Origin of the sequence: Bordetella avium (assembly GCF_034424645.1) — a bacterium.
Taxonomy (GTDB): Bacteria; Pseudomonadota; Gammaproteobacteria; order Burkholderiales; family Burkholderiaceae_B; genus Bordetella; species Bordetella avium.
Window position 1 is genome coordinate 2,587,051 of the sequence record NZ_CP139969.1, and the last position, 14,513, is coordinate 2,601,563.

Below are 14,513 nucleotides of genomic sequence, written 5' to 3' on the forward strand. Positions count from 1 at the left end.
CGTGCCGGCCGCCCCACAAGGCAAGGGGACAAGCTATGTGGCCGCGTGATCCGCACTGAGCTGACAAGCCGGCTTGCCGCCCGTCTGGGTAGCGCTCATCTTCTTGTCAGCTTGCGGGCCCTACTCTGCTAATCATGAAGAACCGACGCGATTTTCTCCGTGACACCGCCGTGGCCGGCGCTGCGCTGACGCTGCTGCCCGCAGTAATACGTCGGGCTTTGGCCATTGAGCCCCGACGGCGCAGCGGCACACTTGAGGACGTCGAACACATCGTCATCCTCATGCAAGAGAACCGGTCCTTCGACCATTACTTCGGCACCTTGGCCGGGGTGCGCGGATTTGGAGATCGTTTCCCCATCCCGGTGCCCGACCTCGGGCCGCGCCAGCATGCCACGGTCTGGAGCCAGCTCAACGAAAAGGCCCGGATCGTGCAGCCTTTTCGCCTGGACACGGCAAACAGGTTTGACCTGATGCGTGTCAAGGGCACGCCGCACACCTGGTCCAACGCACAAGACGCCTGGGATCTCGGGCGCATGCACCGCTGGCCGGCTTTCAAGCACGATCATTCCATGGCGTATTTCGCCGAAGCCGATGTGCCCTTTCAGTTTGCGCTAGCCCATGCCTTCACCGTGTGTGATGCCTATCATTGTTCCTTTACCGGCGGCACGAACACCAATCGCCTATTTGCCTGGACCGGCAGCAATGACCCGCTAAGTCGTGGTCACGGCCCCGCGCTGGGCAATACCTATAACGCCCTGAAGGGCGGCGATCCGAACGGCGGCTACACCTGGACGACCTATCCCGAACGCCTGCAACAGGCCGGCATCAGCTGGCGCATATACCAGGACATGAAGGATAATTTTTCGCTCAACCCCACGGCGGGCTTCAAGCGCTATCGCGACGCTTATCGCGGACTGCCCGGCGCCGACGCTGCGCTCAAACGCGATGCGCTCAGCACCTACCGCCTGCAAGACCTCGAGGCGGATGTGCGTGCAAACCGCTTGCCGCAGGTGTCCTGGATCTGCGCGACCAAGGCGGGTTCCGAGCATCCGGGCCCATCCAGCCCCGCTCAGGGCGCCGACTACACGGCCCGCGTCCTGCAAGCCTTGACGGCAAACCCGGAAGTCTGGAGCAAGACGGTGCTACTGCTAATGTTCGATGAAAACGACGGTTTCTTCGACCACATGCCCCCACCCGCACCGCCTGCCCAGGAGGATGGCCAGAGGGTTGGCGCTTCTACCGTGGACACATCGGGCGAATACCATCACATCATCACCGGCATTGAGGATGATGACCTGCCTCGCCTGCAAGGGCGCAGCTATGGATTGGGGCCACGGGTGCCCATGCTGGCCATCTCGCCCTGGAGCCGTGGCGGCTGGGTCAATTCCGAGGTATTCGACCACACCTCGATTTTGCGTTTCATCGAACGGCGCTTCGGCGTGGCGGAAAGCAATATTTCACGCTGGCGGCGCGCCGTCTGCGGCGACCTGACATCGGCCTTTGACTTCAAGGCCCCGACACAGGCGCGCTTTATCAGCCTGCCCCCGACAGAGGCGCTGGCACAGCGCGCCGCCGCGCTGCCCGGCACGACCCTACCTCGCCCGCCAGTCCAGGCGGCCATGCCGAGCCAGCACCTCGGTACGCGGCCCTCCCGTCCCCTGCCCTACCTTCTGCATGTCAACGAACGGGTGAGCCCGAGCGGCATCGAGCTGGAGTTCATCAATGACGGACTGGCCGGCGCGGTCTTCCATGTTTATGACTGCCGCGACCTAGCCCGCACGCCGCGCCGATATACCGTCGAGGCGGGAAAGCGCCTGCATGATTTTTGGCCAGGGACGCAGCACGATCTGTGGGTGCTCGGGCCGAATGGCTATCACCGGCGTTATTCGGGCAGCGCCGCCATTCAGACCCGCCTCAGCTACCTGGCCGACACTCAGATGCTGGAGCTGACCTTGACGAATCGCTCAGCGCGCCGCTTGCGCCTGCGCGCAGAGGGCGTCACCTACAACGATCTGGCCGCGCAAACACTCACGCTGGCACCGGAGCACACACGCAGCCTGCAATGGTCGGTGGCCGCTCATGGCCGTTGGTATGACGTTGAAATCCGCAACCCTGATGAGGCGAACTTTTATCGCCGACTGGCAGGCCGTATGGAAGACGGCCTGCCCTCGGTCTCGGACCCCGCCATGGGTGGCCCGGTACGACTTACACGCTGAACCCGAACGTCAGTGCTGCTTGCCCAGGCCGAGATAGCTTTCGATCACGCGTGGATTGCCGGCCAATTCTCGCGCCGGACCATGCAGAATGATTTCACCGGTCTCAAGCACATAGCCGTAGTCCGCCACTTGCAAAGCCGCGCGGGCGTTTTGCTCGACCAGCAAAATGGCCACGCCCGTCTCGCGCAGACGCGCAATGATATGGAAGATTTCGCGCACGATGCGCGGCGCCAAGCCGAGACTGGGCTCGTCGAGCATCAGCAGGCTGGGCTTGCCCATCAAGGCGCGGCCCACGGCCAGCATCTGACGCTCACCGCCGGACAGGGTGCCCGCCTGCTGGCCGCGGCGCTCGCGCAAGCGGGGAAAGAGTTCAAAAACTTCCTGAAGCGTGTCGCGCCAGCCGGCCTCACGGGCGCGATAGCGGCGAAAGCCGCCCAGCAGCAGATTATCTTCTACCGACATACTGCCGAACAGCTCGCGGCGCTCGGGCACCAATGACATGCCCGCCCCCACGCGTCGCTCGACCTGCCAGGCCGACACATCTTTACCCGCGTATTGCACCGAACCTACGGCATGACCCGTTTGCGGCAAGGAGCCCATGATGGCGTTCAACATGGTGGACTTGCCCGCCCCGTTAGCGCCGATCACCGTCACGATGCTGCCAGCCTGAACCTGCAGCGCCGCTTCGGACAGCGCCCCAACTTTGCCATAGCGCGCCGACAGGCCGCGCACCTCGAGAACGGCGCTCATTGCACACCTCCAGCCGCCACAGGCTTGGCCTGATCCGCTTCGGGCAGATCATCGTCGATGCCGCCGAGATAGGCTTCCAGCACTGCCGGGTTTTGTTGCACTTCGGCCGGCACGCCTTCGGCCAGCTTGGTGCCGAAGTCCATGACGACCAGATGATTGGTCAGGCGCATCACAAAATCCATATCGTGTTCCACCAGCAGGATGCTCAGGCCTTCGGAGCGCAACTGCTCAAGCACCTGGGCCAGCTCCTGTTTTTCCTTGTAGCGCAAGCCCGCAGCCGGCTCGTCCAACAGCAGCAGCACCGGATCGCAAGCCAGGGCGCGCGCAATTTCAAGAATGCGTTGCTGGCCCAGGGCCAGATTGCCGGCCTGCTCATACAGATAATCGCCCAGACCGACACGGCGCAGTTGCTCCGCCGCCTCATGCAGCAATTGCGCTTCGCGGGCGCGGTCGCTATGCAGGGCACCGGCGATTACGCCCACGTCGGAGCGCATGTGCGCGCCGAGCGCAACGTTCTCCAGCACGGTCATGGTGGGCAGCAGTTGTACGTGCTGAAAGGTGCGGCCCACACCAAGCTGTGCGATAGCGCGCGCCGCCAGGGCATCCGTGCGCTGCCCCATAAAACGGATCTCGCCGCGCGTGACCGGCAGCACGCCGCTGATCAGATTGAAGGTCGTGCTCTTGCCCGCGCCATTGGGGCCAATGAGACCCATGATCTCGCCGGCGCGGACTTTGAAGCTGATGTCATTGACGGCAACCAGCCCGCCGAACTGCTTACGAATGGCGTTCACTTCGAGCACCAACTCGCCGGCGGCCGGGCGTTGGCGCTGCGGCAGAGCCGGCGCCTCAGGCGGCGGCGCCAGCTTGCGGCGCGATCCGGCGCTGCCGGTGACGCGCCCCCAGGCTGCGGCCAGAATCGGCCACAGACCGTTGCTCGCGTACTGCAACATCAAAATCATCAGTACGCCAAAGGCGATGAGTTCGAAATTGGTGTCGGTATTGAGCAGTTTGGGCAGCCAGTTCTGCAACTGATCCTTGAGCCCGAGAATCACCGCCGAGCCCAGCAAAGCGCCCCAAACATGAGCCGCGCCCCCGATCACCGCCATGAACAGGTATTCAATACCATAGTTGAGACCAAAGGGGCTGGGGCTGACGGCGCGCTGCATATGGGCGTAAAGCCAGCCCGACACGCAGGCCAGCAAGGCCGCCCACACAAAAATAATGGTTTTGTAGCGGGCGGTGTTCACACCCATCGACTCGGCCATACCCGCGCCGCTTTTCAGCGCGCGGATGGCGCGCCCGGGACGCGAGCTCAGCAAGTTGCGCGTCGCCCACAAGGCCAGCAACACCCATACCCAGATCAGGTAATAGATATGCCGTCCGTCGGCCAGCGAGACCCCGAAGATGGACAAAGGCTCGATGCCGGCAATGCCGTCATGCTTACCCAGAAAATCCAGATTGCCGAAGAGATAGAAGAGCGAAAGCCCCCAGGCGATGGTGCCCAGCGGCAAATAGTGGCCCGACAGACGCAGCGTGATGACACCCAGGAAATAGGCCAAGGCGCCGGTGATGATCAGGCCCGCCACCAGGGCCAACCAGGGCGAAGTGCCGTATTGCGTGGTCAGATAGGCGGTGGTGTACGCGCCCATACCGACGAAGGCCGCCTGGCCGAAGGAAGTCAGGCCACCCACGCCCGTCAGCAGCACCAGACCCAGCGCCACAAGGCTGGCCAGACCGATGTAATTCAGTTGAGTAATCCAGAATTCTGGCGTGACGGGCAAGGCGGGCAGTGCCGCCAGCAATACGATAAAAGCAATGAGCAAGATGCGGTTCATGGCTTATTCCTCTTCGTCCACATGACGGCTGCTGAACGAACGCCAGACGAGAACCGGAATGATCAGAGTAAACACAATGACTTCTTTGTAGGCACTGGCCCAGAACGAAGAAAAAGCCTCCAAGACACCCACCAGCAGCGAACCGGCAGCCGCAACCGGGTAGCTGGCCAGACCGCCGATGATGGCGCCGACAAAGCCCTTGAGCCCGATGAGAAAGCCAGTGTCGTAATACACCGTCGTGATGGGAGCGATCAGCATGCCGGACATCGCACCGATCGCCACGGCCAGGGTGAAGGTCAGGCTGCCGGACATCGTGGTGCTGATACCCATGAGGCGGGCGCCACGGCGGTTGACGGCCGTCGCACGCAGGGCGCGGCCGTACAGGGTCTTGCCGAAGAACAGCCACAGCGCGACGATGAGGATGGCGCAGGTTGCCACCACAAACAGGCTTTGCGCCGACCAGGTCGTAAAGCCGAAATCGACCTGGCCGCTGACGAAGGCCGGTGTGCGCCAGCCCTCGGCGCCGAAGAACACCAGCGCCAGACCCATGAGCGCGAAATGCACGGCCACTGAAGTGATCAGCAGCACCAGCACGCTGGCCTCGGCCAGAGGCTGATAAACAATGCGATACACCATCGGGCCCATCGGGATCACCAGGACGAGCGTCAGCAGCATGTTCAGCCACAGCGAATTGCCGGGTGCCGCATACGAGGTGGTGATCCAGAGCAGCACCAGGGGCAGGACGATACAGCTCAGAATGCTTTTGGGCAGCGACGACCACAAGCCGGTACGGGCCGCGCGCAACAATTCAAGCAGAAACGCCAAACCGCCAAGCAGGGTAAGCAAATACACAGTGCCCGGCACCCGGCCGTCGACCAGCATGGCCAACGTCAATGCGCCGAATGCAACGAACTCGCCTTGTGGAATAAAAATGACGCGCGTGACGGCAAAGACCAGCACCAGCGCCATGCCCAGGAGGGCATAGATGGAGCCGTTCACGATGCCATCTTGCAGCAGGATCAGCGCAATTGAGGAATCCATCGAACTACGACCTTATGTACAACTTTCTTCGTGTCCCAGGCAGGACGAATACGATGCACCGGCCGCAATGGCCGGTGCATGATGAAGCAGCGATACTACGTCAACCTAGCTACGCTTACAGGTTAGGCTGATAGGTCCACTTGCCATCTTTGACCTTGACGATGACGCGCGATCGGTCGTCGAAACCAGCGTGGTCGGTCGGGCTCATATTGAACACGCCTTGGGAAACCGCCAGATTCTTGACGTTCTCCAGGGCATCCCGCATGGCAACACGGAACTCCGGCGTGCCGGGCTTGGCGCCGGTCTTCAGCGCTTCGGGGATGGCTGCGACCACCAGTTGGCCGGCATCCCACATATGGCCGCCGAAGGTGTTGACCGAACCCTCACCATGGGCCTTCTCGTAGGCGCCGACATACTCGAGCGCGGACTTCTTGACCGGGTTGCTGTCCGGCAATTGCGCAGCGACCAGCAGGGGGCCGGCCGGCAACAGCATGCCTTCGCAATCTTTGCCGCAGACGCGCAGCACATCATTGTTGGCGGCGCCGTGGGTTTGGAAAATCAGGCCGCCGTAGTTGCGCGCCTTCAGTTCTTTTTGCGGCAGCGCCGAGGGGGTGCCAGCACCGGCAATCAGGATGGCATCCGGCTTGGCGGCAACGAGCTTGAGCACCTGGCCCGTGACGCTGGTGTCGGTGCGGCCATATTTCTCGACGCTGGTGACTTTGATGCCCTTGGCCTTGGCGGCCTCTTCCATCACAGCAAGCCAGCCGTCGCCGTAGGCGTCGGCAAAGCCGATAAAGCCCAGCGTCTTGACATTGGACTTGACCATGGCATCAGCCAAGGCGCTGGCCATCAAGGCATCGTTCTGCGGGGTCTTGAAGACCCAGCGGCGCTTCTCGTCCACCGGCTCGACGATCTTGGCGCTGGCTGCCACGCTGATCATGGGCACCTTGAGTTCGGAGGCCACGTCAACCATGGCAAGCGAACCCGGCGTGACCGAGGTGCCCACCAGCACGTCAACCTTGTCATCGGATGCGAGCTTGCGCGAATTCTTGACGGCCTGAGTCGTGTCGGTAGCGTCATCCAGAACGATCCACTCGACCTTCTGGCCTGCAACTTCCTTGGGCAGCAGCGCAACGGTGTTGCGTTCGGGGATGCCGAGCGAAGCGGCCGGGCCGGTCGAAGCCACGGTAACGCCAACCTTGACCTGCGCGCTTGCGGCAAACGACAGACCCAGGGCAACGGCGGCGGCAGCCGCCGACAAGCCAAAGTGCTTGCGCATGATTTTTTGTCTCCTGTGGTGGCCCGACATGCTCCGGAATGAGCGAGGGACCTGTTTAAAGTTATACAGAAAAAATTATTATAGGATTAAAAGAGTATCAGAACACAGCCATCCTTGTCCCGGTATCAACCCTAGGTTGCACAGCTTAAAACAAATGCGTTTGTTAATGGCGAATTTTCCACGGAACACTTTCCGGCGTCTTTCCGGGTAATCCCGGAACCTCAACGCCGCAACAACGGCCACACCCGTTCGACACGCCAGGCGACCCAAGCCGCGACCAGCGCCTTCACCAGGTCGCCAGGCAAAAACACCACCACGGCCAATGCGGCTTTGGCCAGGCCCATCTGCGTTACGGCGGCCAGCCAAGGTACGCCCACGGCATATACCGCCGCGACACCCCCCACGAGGCAGGCCAGCAAATAGCCGCCGAGCATGCGCCACATGCCGCCACGGGCCAGTGCGCGAGCCAGCAGACCGGCGACCACCACACCCAGCAACATGCCCATCAGAAAACCGCCAGTGGGCCCTACGAATACGCCGAGGCCGCCCCGCCCACCGGGCAGCACCGGCAGACCGATTGCGGCCAGCACCAGATACAGCAGGCAAGCGGCCGCGCCACGCCATGGGCCGAGCATAATGCCCGCCAGCATCACGCCCAGCGTCTGGAGCGTCACAGGGACGGGGATGGCGGGTAAAGGAACCGGCGGCATCAGGCTCAACACCACCATCAAGGCGGCGAACAGCGCCGCCAGAACCAAATTTCTGTTTGTCATGGACCTTTCTTCTCAATAGGGGACTCGGGCGTGACGCATCAGCTGCGCGCGTCAATGGCCTGAGCGACTTCGTCGGCACGCTTGAGGGTGCGCACAATCAGGGGCACCAGCAGCGCAAGCGGATGCCGCGCCAGACCACGCGCGGACTGCGCCTCGCGGATTTCCTGATAGTTGCGCCATATCTCGGGAATGAAACGCAGGCAGAGGGCTAAAGCCAGACTCACCCGTGCCGGGTTCACCCAGCGCGACCAAGGAGACAGGGCGAGCTCGATCGTGGCCAGCAAAGCGGACACCGGCGTGCTCAAGCTGAGCACCGTGGCAAAACAGATCAGGGCGGCCGTCCGAGCCAGAACGACCAAGGCCTGCTGTCCGTCTTGCGCCCACCAGGTAAACAAAGCGAGCGCCAGCACGATCCAGAACAGCCCCCGCAACTGACGCCACAGACGCTGCGGCCGGGGACGGCAACAGGCTATCAGCGCGCCGCCAACCAGGCAGGCCAGCCCCAATAAACGCAGATCGCGCACCGTAAACAACAGCACACCCGCCGCCGCCAGCCCTAGCAGTTTCACCCCCGCAGGCAGACGATGCAGTAAAGAGTGGCCAGGCACATAGAGCGCCTCCATCATGAGCAATGCTCCCGGTACCAACGCAAGGCTGCGGCCGGCTGGTCATCGGCCGCGATGCGGCCATCGTCGATCACCAGCACCCGGTCGAAGTCCGCCAGGAGCTCCAGATCGTGGCTGACCACGATGGCCATGGGCGCCAGGGCGGCAATGGCATCGCGCACCCGATTGCGATTACGCAGATCCAGCTGCGTGGTCGGCTCATCGAACACAATCAGCGCGGGGTCGCGCACCAGCACCGCGGCGAGCGCCACTAACTGCCGCTCGCCGCCCGACAGGCTGAAACTGCTGCGGTCGGCCAAGGCGCTGATCCCCAGGCTGGCAAGCTGAGCCGACACGCGCATGGCGCGCTCTGCGGACGGCAGACCCAGAGGCTTCAAGCCAAAATCGAGGTCTTCCCGCACAATGGGAAAAACAATTTGATTATCGGGATTCTGGAACACAAAACCGACCTGACGGCGGATGGCCTGCGCATCGCGGCGTGTGTCCAGACCATTGACGCGCACCCTCCCCTGGTCCGGCAGCAGCAGGCCATTTATCAGGCGTGAAAAGGTGCTTTTACCGGCGCCATTGGGGCCGGCAATACCGATACGGCGTTCAGACAGGGTCAGCCGAGGCACGCTCAAACGCTGCCTGCCGTCCATCGTCACGACCGTCTCATCAAACTCGATTAACATGGAGCGGGATTATGCCCGAACCATTTCGCACTGCGCCGATCCAAACCGCCATGGAAAAAGTACGTAAAACTGACGCCGAATGGCGCATTCAACTGAGCCCCCAGGAGTTCCACGTCACCCGCGAAAAAGGGACCGAACGCGCCTTCACCGGCCGCTACTGGGATACCTTTACTCACGGCATTTACCGCTGCGTGGGTTGTGGAACCCCCCTGTTCGCCTCCGACACCAAGTTCGACGCAGGCTGCGGCTGGCCCAGCTATTTCGAGCCCATCGATCCTGAGCGCGTCCGCGAAGAAAGGGACACCAGCCATGGCATGGTGCGCACGGAAGTCCTGTGCAATATCTGCGATTCGCACCTGGGCCATGTATTCCCCGACGGGCCTGAGCCGACTGGCCTGCGCTACTGCATCAACTCGTTGTCCCTGAAGTTCGAGCCCGACGCATGAAGAAGTTCCTGTTCGACCTCTTCCCCCTGATTCTTTTTTTCGCTGCCTATCGCTTCGCCGATATTTACGCCGCCACCGCCGTCGCCATCACGGCCTCCATCGCACAGCTCATCTGGCTCAAGCTGACGGGCAAGGCCATCGAGGGCATGCATTGGATCAATATGTCGGTGATCGTCATTTTTGGCGGCGCCACGCTCTGGCTTCATAGCGATGTTTTCATCAAATGGAAGCCGACGGTTCTGTATTGGATGTTCGGCGGCGCATTGCTGGCCAGCCGCTATCTGTTGCGCCGCAACCTCATTCGCCGCCTGCTCGACAAACAGATCAGTTTGACTGATGCGCTCTGGGACAAGCTCAATCTGTCCTGGGCACTGTTCTTCACCCTGGCCGGCGGCGCCAATCTCTACGTGGCCTTCTCGGGCTACTTCACCGAATCACAATGGGTGAATTTCAAGGTTTTCGGCCTGATGGGCCTCTTGATCGCCTTCGTTATCGTGCAATCCCTCTGGCTGGGCCGGCATATGCAGGAACCCGGCAAAGACAAACACCCTGATTGAGATGACACACACTCCAGACCGTATTGCACTCATCCGAGAACGCCTCGCTCCACTGGCCCCAAGCCAGTTGGATATATTAGACGAGTCCTATTTGCATGCTGGTCATGCTGGCGCCGAGGGTGGCGCAGGGCATTATCGTGTTCTGATTGTCTCGGAGAGCTTCAAGGGCTTAACGCCTGTTGCCCGCCATCGCTTGGTATATCATTATTTGCAAGACCTCATTCCCTTCCCGATACATGCGCTTGCCTTGGATACGCAAACTCCGCGATAAGCGCTCCCCCCATTAAAACTTCGAATAGGAAGCTCATCCATGAAACGCATGCTTATGTTGGCTGCCGCTTGCGCGGTCGCCGTACCGGTTTACGCACAAAATGTGGCCACCGTGAACGGCAAGGCCATCTCGCAGAAAAGCGTTGACGATTTCGTCAAACTGCTCGTCACCCAAGGCGCCACGGATTCGCCCCAGCTGCGCGATCAGGTCAAGCAGGAAATGATCAATCGCCAGGTTTTCGTGCAAGCGGCTGAAAAGCAAGGCATCGCCAAGCAGGCCGACACCCAGACCGAAATCGAACTGGCCCGCCAGGGCATCTTGGTTCGCGCCCTGATGGCCGATTACCTGAAAAAGCACCCGGTCACCGATGCCGAGGTCAAGGCCGAGTACGAAAAAATCAAGAAAGAACAGGCCGGCAAGCAGGAATATGATGTTCGCCACATCCTGGTTGAAGACGAAAAGACCGCCAACGATCTGCTGGCACAAATCAAGAGCGGCAAGCTGAAGTTCGAAGACGCCGCCAAGAAGTACTCCAAGGACCCCGGCAGCGCCGAGCGCGGTGGCGATCTGGGCTGGGCGCCCGCAAGCAACTACGTGCCGCCCTTCGCTGATGCGATCACCAAACTGAAGAAGGGTGAGATCGCCGACAAGCCGGTGCAAACCCAGTTCGGCTGGCACATCATCCAGGAAAAGGACGCCCGTGCTGTGGAATTCCCGCCGCTCGACCAAGTCCGCTCCCAACTGGAAGAAATGATGCGCCAGCAAAAGCTGAACGCTTTCCAGAAAGAACTGCGTGAAAAAGCCAAGGTGCAATAAGCGCTTGGCAGCAAAAAACGCCAGTCTCACGACTGGCGTTTTTTTTGCTAGATGACCGTTTACTGGCCCAGCAAGGCCTTAAGGCCGTCCTCGTCCAGAATGGTCACGCCCAGTTCCCTTGCCTTGACAAGCTTGCTGCCCGCCTCCTCGCCGGCCACCACGTAAGCGGTTTTCTTGGACACAGAGCCGCTGACCTTGCCCCCCGCAGCCAGGATGTGGCGCGTGGCTTCGTCGCGGCTCCAGGTGGGCATGGTGCCCGTCAAGACGAAGGTTTTGCCAGCCAGATCGCCACTTTGAAGCTGCGCCTCAGCCTGAGGATGCACGCCCTGCTTTTCCAGTTCGCGTATCACCTCACGGTTATGCGCCTCCTGAAAGAAGCGATGAATGGAGCCCGCCACCACCGGACCCACATCAGGCACGGCCAGCAAGGCGGCTTCATCGGCATCCATGATGGCGTCGATATTGCCGAAATGCCGTGCCACGTCACGCGCGGTGGTTTCACCCACATGACGGATGCCCAGCGCGAACAGCAAACGGCCCAGCGAGGGACGGCGCGCCTGGTCAATGGCCGCGACAAGATTGTCAGCGGATTTTTTGCCCATTCGATCCAGCGCGGCAAGTTCAAAGGCATTGAGGCGGAAGACATCAGCCAAGGTCTTTAGGCTGCCGTTGTCCACCAACTGCTCGACGAGTTTTTCACCCAGCCCTTCGATGTCCAGCGCTTTGCGTCCGGCGGCATGCAGCAGCGTTTGCTTACGCTGCGCCGGGCAGAACAGGCCGCCGGTACAACGGGCAATGGCTTCGTCTACGAGACGTTCGATAGCCGACCCGCAGATCGGACAATGGGTCGGCATGACGAATTGCGGCAGCTCGCCCGAGCGCTTTTCCAACACGGGGCCCACAACCTCGGGAATCACATCGCCAGCGCGGCGCACAATGACCCGATCACCGATGCGCACATCTTTGCGGCGGATTTCATCTTCATTGTGCAAGGTTGCGTTGGTGACCGTCACACCGCCCACAAACACGGGCTTAAGCCGGGCGACCGGCGTGATAGCGCCGGTGCGGCCGACCTGCACTTCAATATCCAGCAATTCCGTCGTGGCTTCTTCGGCGGGAAACTTGTGCGCCAACGCCCAGCGCGGCGCGCGGGCGACATAGCCAAGCACACGCTGCGCGGCCAAGGCATCCACCTTGTAGACCAGGCCGTCGATATCGTAGGGCAGACTGCCCCGCTCGGCGCCGATACGGCGATAGAAGGCCAACAGGCCTTCAGCTCCCTGAGCCTTGTGATTAAAGCGCACGTTGACCGGCAAACCCAGCCCGGCCAACCAATCCAGCATCCCGCCATGCGTATCGCGCGGCAAGGTAGAAACCAGGCCGGGCGAGGCTTCGTCAAAGGCCGGCGCGTCATCACGCGACAAACCCTGCACCTCTCCCCAGCTGTAAGCAAAAAAGCGCAGAGGGCGCTGGGCCGTGACGCGCGGGTCGAGCTGACGCAGACTGCCGGCCGCCGCATTACGCGGGTTGACGAAAATTTTTTCGCCACGCGCCGCTTGTTTTTGATTGAGCTTCTCGAAGTCGGCACGGTTCATCAGCACTTCGCCGCGCACCTCGAGCACAGCAGGTGCGCCAGCCCGCAACTGGAGAGGGATCGCCCTGATGGTGCGAATATTGGCCGTGACATCCTCACCTTCCTGGCCATCGCCGCGCGTCGCAGCCTGTACCAGCTCGCCGTTTTCGTAGCGCAAACTGATAGCCAGACCGTCGAGCTTGAGCTCACAGAAATAGTGCGCCTGCTCGGCTGGACCGAGCAGACCGGCCTCACGCAAGGTGTCGCTGACCCGCTTATCGAAAGCCAGAACGTCTTCGTCTTCGAATCCATTACCCAAAGACAACATGGGCACGGCATGACGCACGCTGCCAAACTCGGCCAGAGGCGCCGCGCCGACACGCTGCGTGGGCGAATCGGGCGTGACCAGCTCGGGGTGCTGCGCCTCCAGAGCCATCAACTCGCGCATCAGCGCGTCATAGTCGGCGTCTGTGATGCTGGGTTCGTCATACACGTAATAACGAATATTGTGCTGCGCAATTTCAGCCCGCAGCCGAGCGGCCTGTTCTCGGGCCGCCTGTTCGAAAGCAGACATCAGGCAAACACCCGCTGAGCCCGCTCGCTGCCAGCCGGCAAACCCGCCTGCTCAAGCTGATCGAACAGCACTTGCAGCCGCTCATCAATCACGTTTTCAGCCCCTTCGGCCAGCACTCGGCACTGATCATCGACCAACTCGGCACGCAGCCGCGCAGCCAGATCACGACCCACTTCAACCATGCGGCCAAAAGCGTGCGGATCAGGTGGACTGCAGGGCACATCCAGCAAGAGATAGAGCCGCTCGACCCCCCCCGTGCCGGCATCAAAGGGCGCGCCATCGCCACGCGCCAGCGTGAAACGCACGGCGCCGTTGTCAGCCAACCAGGCCAGGCGCGAGCCCTCGGGCGAAAAGCCGAGGCTGCGGGCCACATCCAGCACTTCCGCCGCAGGTTGCGCGCCGCCCAGCAAGAGCGTCAGGCCCACCTGCGTATCCAGCGCGGCGCAGGTATCGTCCAGCCTAGCCGCCTGCTCCAGCACCACCTGTTGATCCGGACCCTCGATGCTGCCTTCGAAACGGTCAGCCAGGTCCTGGGCGCGCGCCCAGGCTTGCGACCACTCGATCGCGCTCAGGGGACCGCTACGGTTGGCCAACAGCACAGCAAGCTGCAAAGCGCTATAGGAATCATCGGCGTCGATACGGCTGCGATGGCGGCCACGATCCGTGCTGGCGAACACGCGCAAGGGCTTCTTGCCGATCTGGCGCAGAGATTGCACATAAGGCAGCAGATCGGCGCCCCGGACGGGCTCTGCAAAGTGGATCTCGATCACGACTTCGACAGCGGGATCGGGCTCCTCGCTGTCGTCGGCCTCGGGGTTGGGCGCGACGGGCGGCGGGCCCATGCCTGGCTCGCGGCGCTGTTTGGCGGCAAGCGTTGCCGCAGCCTGATCTCCGGCACCCAGTAAAGGATCTTGCTCAGTGGCAGGAAAATGCTCCTGCATGCGACGGCGCACACGGCGATCCTGCCACCAGTTGAAACCCAATACCAGCAGTATCAGCAGTATGCCCAGGGCGATCAGCCCAATCTGCAAATCACTCATGTAAAAATCCCGCGCCGGCAAGGCGCCCTTCAAGATAGAGGT

At 61.7% G+C, this 14,513-nt stretch carries 14 protein-coding genes; 5 read left to right on the forward strand and 9 right to left on the reverse strand.

The window, feature by feature from the left end:
* Positions 1-134: 134 nt before the first annotated feature.
* Positions 135-2,216 carry a phosphocholine-specific phospholipase C gene (locus tag U0029_RS11980; RefSeq protein WP_114851813.1) on the forward strand — a complete coding sequence of 694 codons (2,082 nt, stop codon included), beginning with the start codon at positions 135-137 and terminating at the stop codon, positions 2,214-2,216.
* 9 nt (positions 2,217-2,225) lie between these two features.
* On the opposite strand, the gene U0029_RS11985 is transcribed toward U0029_RS11980, so the two are convergent.
* From U0029_RS11985 to U0029_RS12015, 7 genes are all read right to left on the reverse strand, one after another.
* Positions 2,226-2,966, reverse strand: a complete 741-nt coding sequence (locus U0029_RS11985) for an ABC transporter ATP-binding protein (RefSeq protein WP_012416767.1) — start codon at positions 2,964-2,966, stop codon at positions 2,226-2,228.
* Entirely contained in the window at positions 2,963-4,801 is a 1,839-nt protein-coding gene (locus U0029_RS11990; RefSeq protein WP_012416766.1) for a branched-chain amino acid ABC transporter ATP-binding protein/permease, read from the reverse strand. The genes U0029_RS11985 and U0029_RS11990 overlap by 4 nt, the downstream gene beginning before the upstream one ends.
* A gap of 3 nt (positions 4,802-4,804) precedes the next feature.
* Positions 4,805-5,842: a branched-chain amino acid ABC transporter permease gene (locus U0029_RS11995; RefSeq protein WP_012416765.1), complete on the reverse strand. Its 1,038-nt coding sequence runs from the start codon at positions 5,840-5,842 to the stop codon at positions 4,805-4,807.
* Between the two features lie 115 nt (positions 5,843-5,957).
* Positions 5,958-7,121: an ABC transporter substrate-binding protein gene (locus tag U0029_RS12000; RefSeq protein ID WP_012416764.1), complete on the reverse strand. Its 1,164-nt coding sequence runs from the start codon at positions 7,119-7,121 to the stop codon at positions 5,958-5,960.
* Between the two features lie 221 nt (positions 7,122-7,342).
* Positions 7,343-7,894, reverse strand: a complete 552-nt coding sequence (locus U0029_RS12005) for a biotin transporter BioY (protein WP_012416763.1) — start codon at positions 7,892-7,894, stop codon at positions 7,343-7,345.
* Positions 7,895-7,932: 38 nt separating this feature from the next.
* Positions 7,933-8,520 carry an energy-coupling factor transporter transmembrane component T family protein gene (locus tag U0029_RS12010; protein ID WP_012416762.1) on the reverse strand — a complete coding sequence of 196 codons (588 nt, stop codon included), beginning with the start codon at positions 8,518-8,520 and terminating at the stop codon, positions 7,933-7,935.
* Positions 8,517-9,194, reverse strand: a complete 678-nt coding sequence (locus U0029_RS12015) for an energy-coupling factor ABC transporter ATP-binding protein (RefSeq protein ID WP_012416761.1) — start codon at positions 9,192-9,194, stop codon at positions 8,517-8,519. Before U0029_RS12015 ends, U0029_RS12010 begins: the two co-directional genes overlap by 4 nt.
* A 50-nt stretch (positions 9,195-9,244) precedes the next feature.
* On the opposite strand from U0029_RS12015, the gene msrB reads away from it, so the two are divergent.
* From msrB to U0029_RS12035, 4 genes are read left to right on the forward strand one after another with little or no spacing between them, the layout of a single operon-like run.
* Entirely contained in the window at positions 9,245-9,640 is a 396-nt protein-coding gene (msrB, locus tag U0029_RS12020) for a peptide-methionine (R)-S-oxide reductase MsrB (protein WP_012416760.1), read from the forward strand.
* Positions 9,637-10,197: a septation protein A gene (locus U0029_RS12025; RefSeq protein ID WP_012416759.1), complete on the forward strand. Its 561-nt coding sequence runs from the start codon at positions 9,637-9,639 to the stop codon at positions 10,195-10,197. Before msrB ends, U0029_RS12025 begins: the two co-directional genes overlap by 4 nt.
* A 1-nt stretch (position 10,198) precedes the next feature.
* Entirely contained in the window at positions 10,199-10,468 is a 270-nt protein-coding gene (locus U0029_RS12030; RefSeq protein WP_012416758.1) for a BolA family protein, read from the forward strand.
* A gap of 39 nt (positions 10,469-10,507) precedes the next feature.
* Positions 10,508-11,284, forward strand: coding sequence for a peptidylprolyl isomerase (locus U0029_RS12035; RefSeq protein WP_039051624.1), 777 nt, complete (start codon positions 10,508-10,510; stop codon positions 11,282-11,284).
* A gap of 59 nt (positions 11,285-11,343) precedes the next feature.
* Here the strand turns inward: U0029_RS12035 and ligA are convergent, their stop codons facing one another.
* Both ligA and U0029_RS12045 read right to left on the reverse strand, forming a co-directional pair.
* On the reverse strand, positions 11,344-13,431 hold the full coding sequence (gene ligA, locus U0029_RS12040) for an NAD-dependent DNA ligase LigA (RefSeq protein ID WP_114851812.1): 2,088 nt from the start codon (positions 13,429-13,431) through the stop codon (positions 11,344-11,346).
* Positions 13,431-14,471, reverse strand: a complete 1,041-nt coding sequence (locus U0029_RS12045; RefSeq protein WP_012416755.1) for a cell division protein ZipA C-terminal FtsZ-binding domain-containing protein — start codon at positions 14,469-14,471, stop codon at positions 13,431-13,433. The genes ligA and U0029_RS12045 overlap by 1 nt, the downstream gene beginning before the upstream one ends.
* Positions 14,472-14,513 lie beyond the last annotated feature (42 nt).

Coding starts and splice junctions, on each gene's coding strand:
- U0029_RS11980 (WP_114851813.1), top strand. CDS start 135: ATGAAGAACCGACGCGATTTTCTCCGTGACACCGCCGTGGCCGGCGCT.
- U0029_RS12015 (WP_012416761.1), bottom strand. CDS start 9,194: ATGTTAATCGAGTTTGATGAGACGGTCGTGACGATGGACGGCAGGCAG.
- U0029_RS12005 (WP_012416763.1), bottom strand. CDS start 7,894: ATGACAAACAGAAATTTGGTTCTGGCGGCGCTGTTCGCCGCCTTGATG.
- U0029_RS12035 (WP_039051624.1), top strand. CDS start 10,508: ATGAAACGCATGCTTATGTTGGCTGCCGCTTGCGCGGTCGCCGTACCG.
- msrB (WP_012416760.1), top strand. CDS start 9,245: ATGGAAAAAGTACGTAAAACTGACGCCGAATGGCGCATTCAACTGAGC.
- U0029_RS11985 (WP_012416767.1), bottom strand. CDS start 2,966: ATGAGCGCCGTTCTCGAGGTGCGCGGCCTGTCGGCGCGCTATGGCAAA.
- U0029_RS11990 (WP_012416766.1), bottom strand. CDS start 4,801: ATGAACCGCATCTTGCTCATTGCTTTTATCGTATTGCTGGCGGCACTG.
- U0029_RS11995 (WP_012416765.1), bottom strand. CDS start 5,842: ATGGATTCCTCAATTGCGCTGATCCTGCTGCAAGATGGCATCGTGAAC.
- U0029_RS12045 (WP_012416755.1), bottom strand. CDS start 14,471: ATGAGTGATTTGCAGATTGGGCTGATCGCCCTGGGCATACTGCTGATA.
- U0029_RS12025 (WP_012416759.1), top strand. CDS start 9,637: ATGAAGAAGTTCCTGTTCGACCTCTTCCCCCTGATTCTTTTTTTCGCT.
- ligA (WP_114851812.1), bottom strand. CDS start 13,431: ATGTCTGCTTTCGAACAGGCGGCCCGAGAACAGGCCGCTCGGCTGCGG.
- U0029_RS12000 (WP_012416764.1), bottom strand. CDS start 7,121: ATGCGCAAGCACTTTGGCTTGTCGGCGGCTGCCGCCGCCGTTGCCCTG.
- U0029_RS12030 (WP_012416758.1), top strand. CDS start 10,199: ATGACACACACTCCAGACCGTATTGCACTCATCCGAGAACGCCTCGCT.
- U0029_RS12010 (WP_012416762.1), bottom strand. CDS start 8,520: ATGATGGAGGCGCTCTATGTGCCTGGCCACTCTTTACTGCATCGTCTG.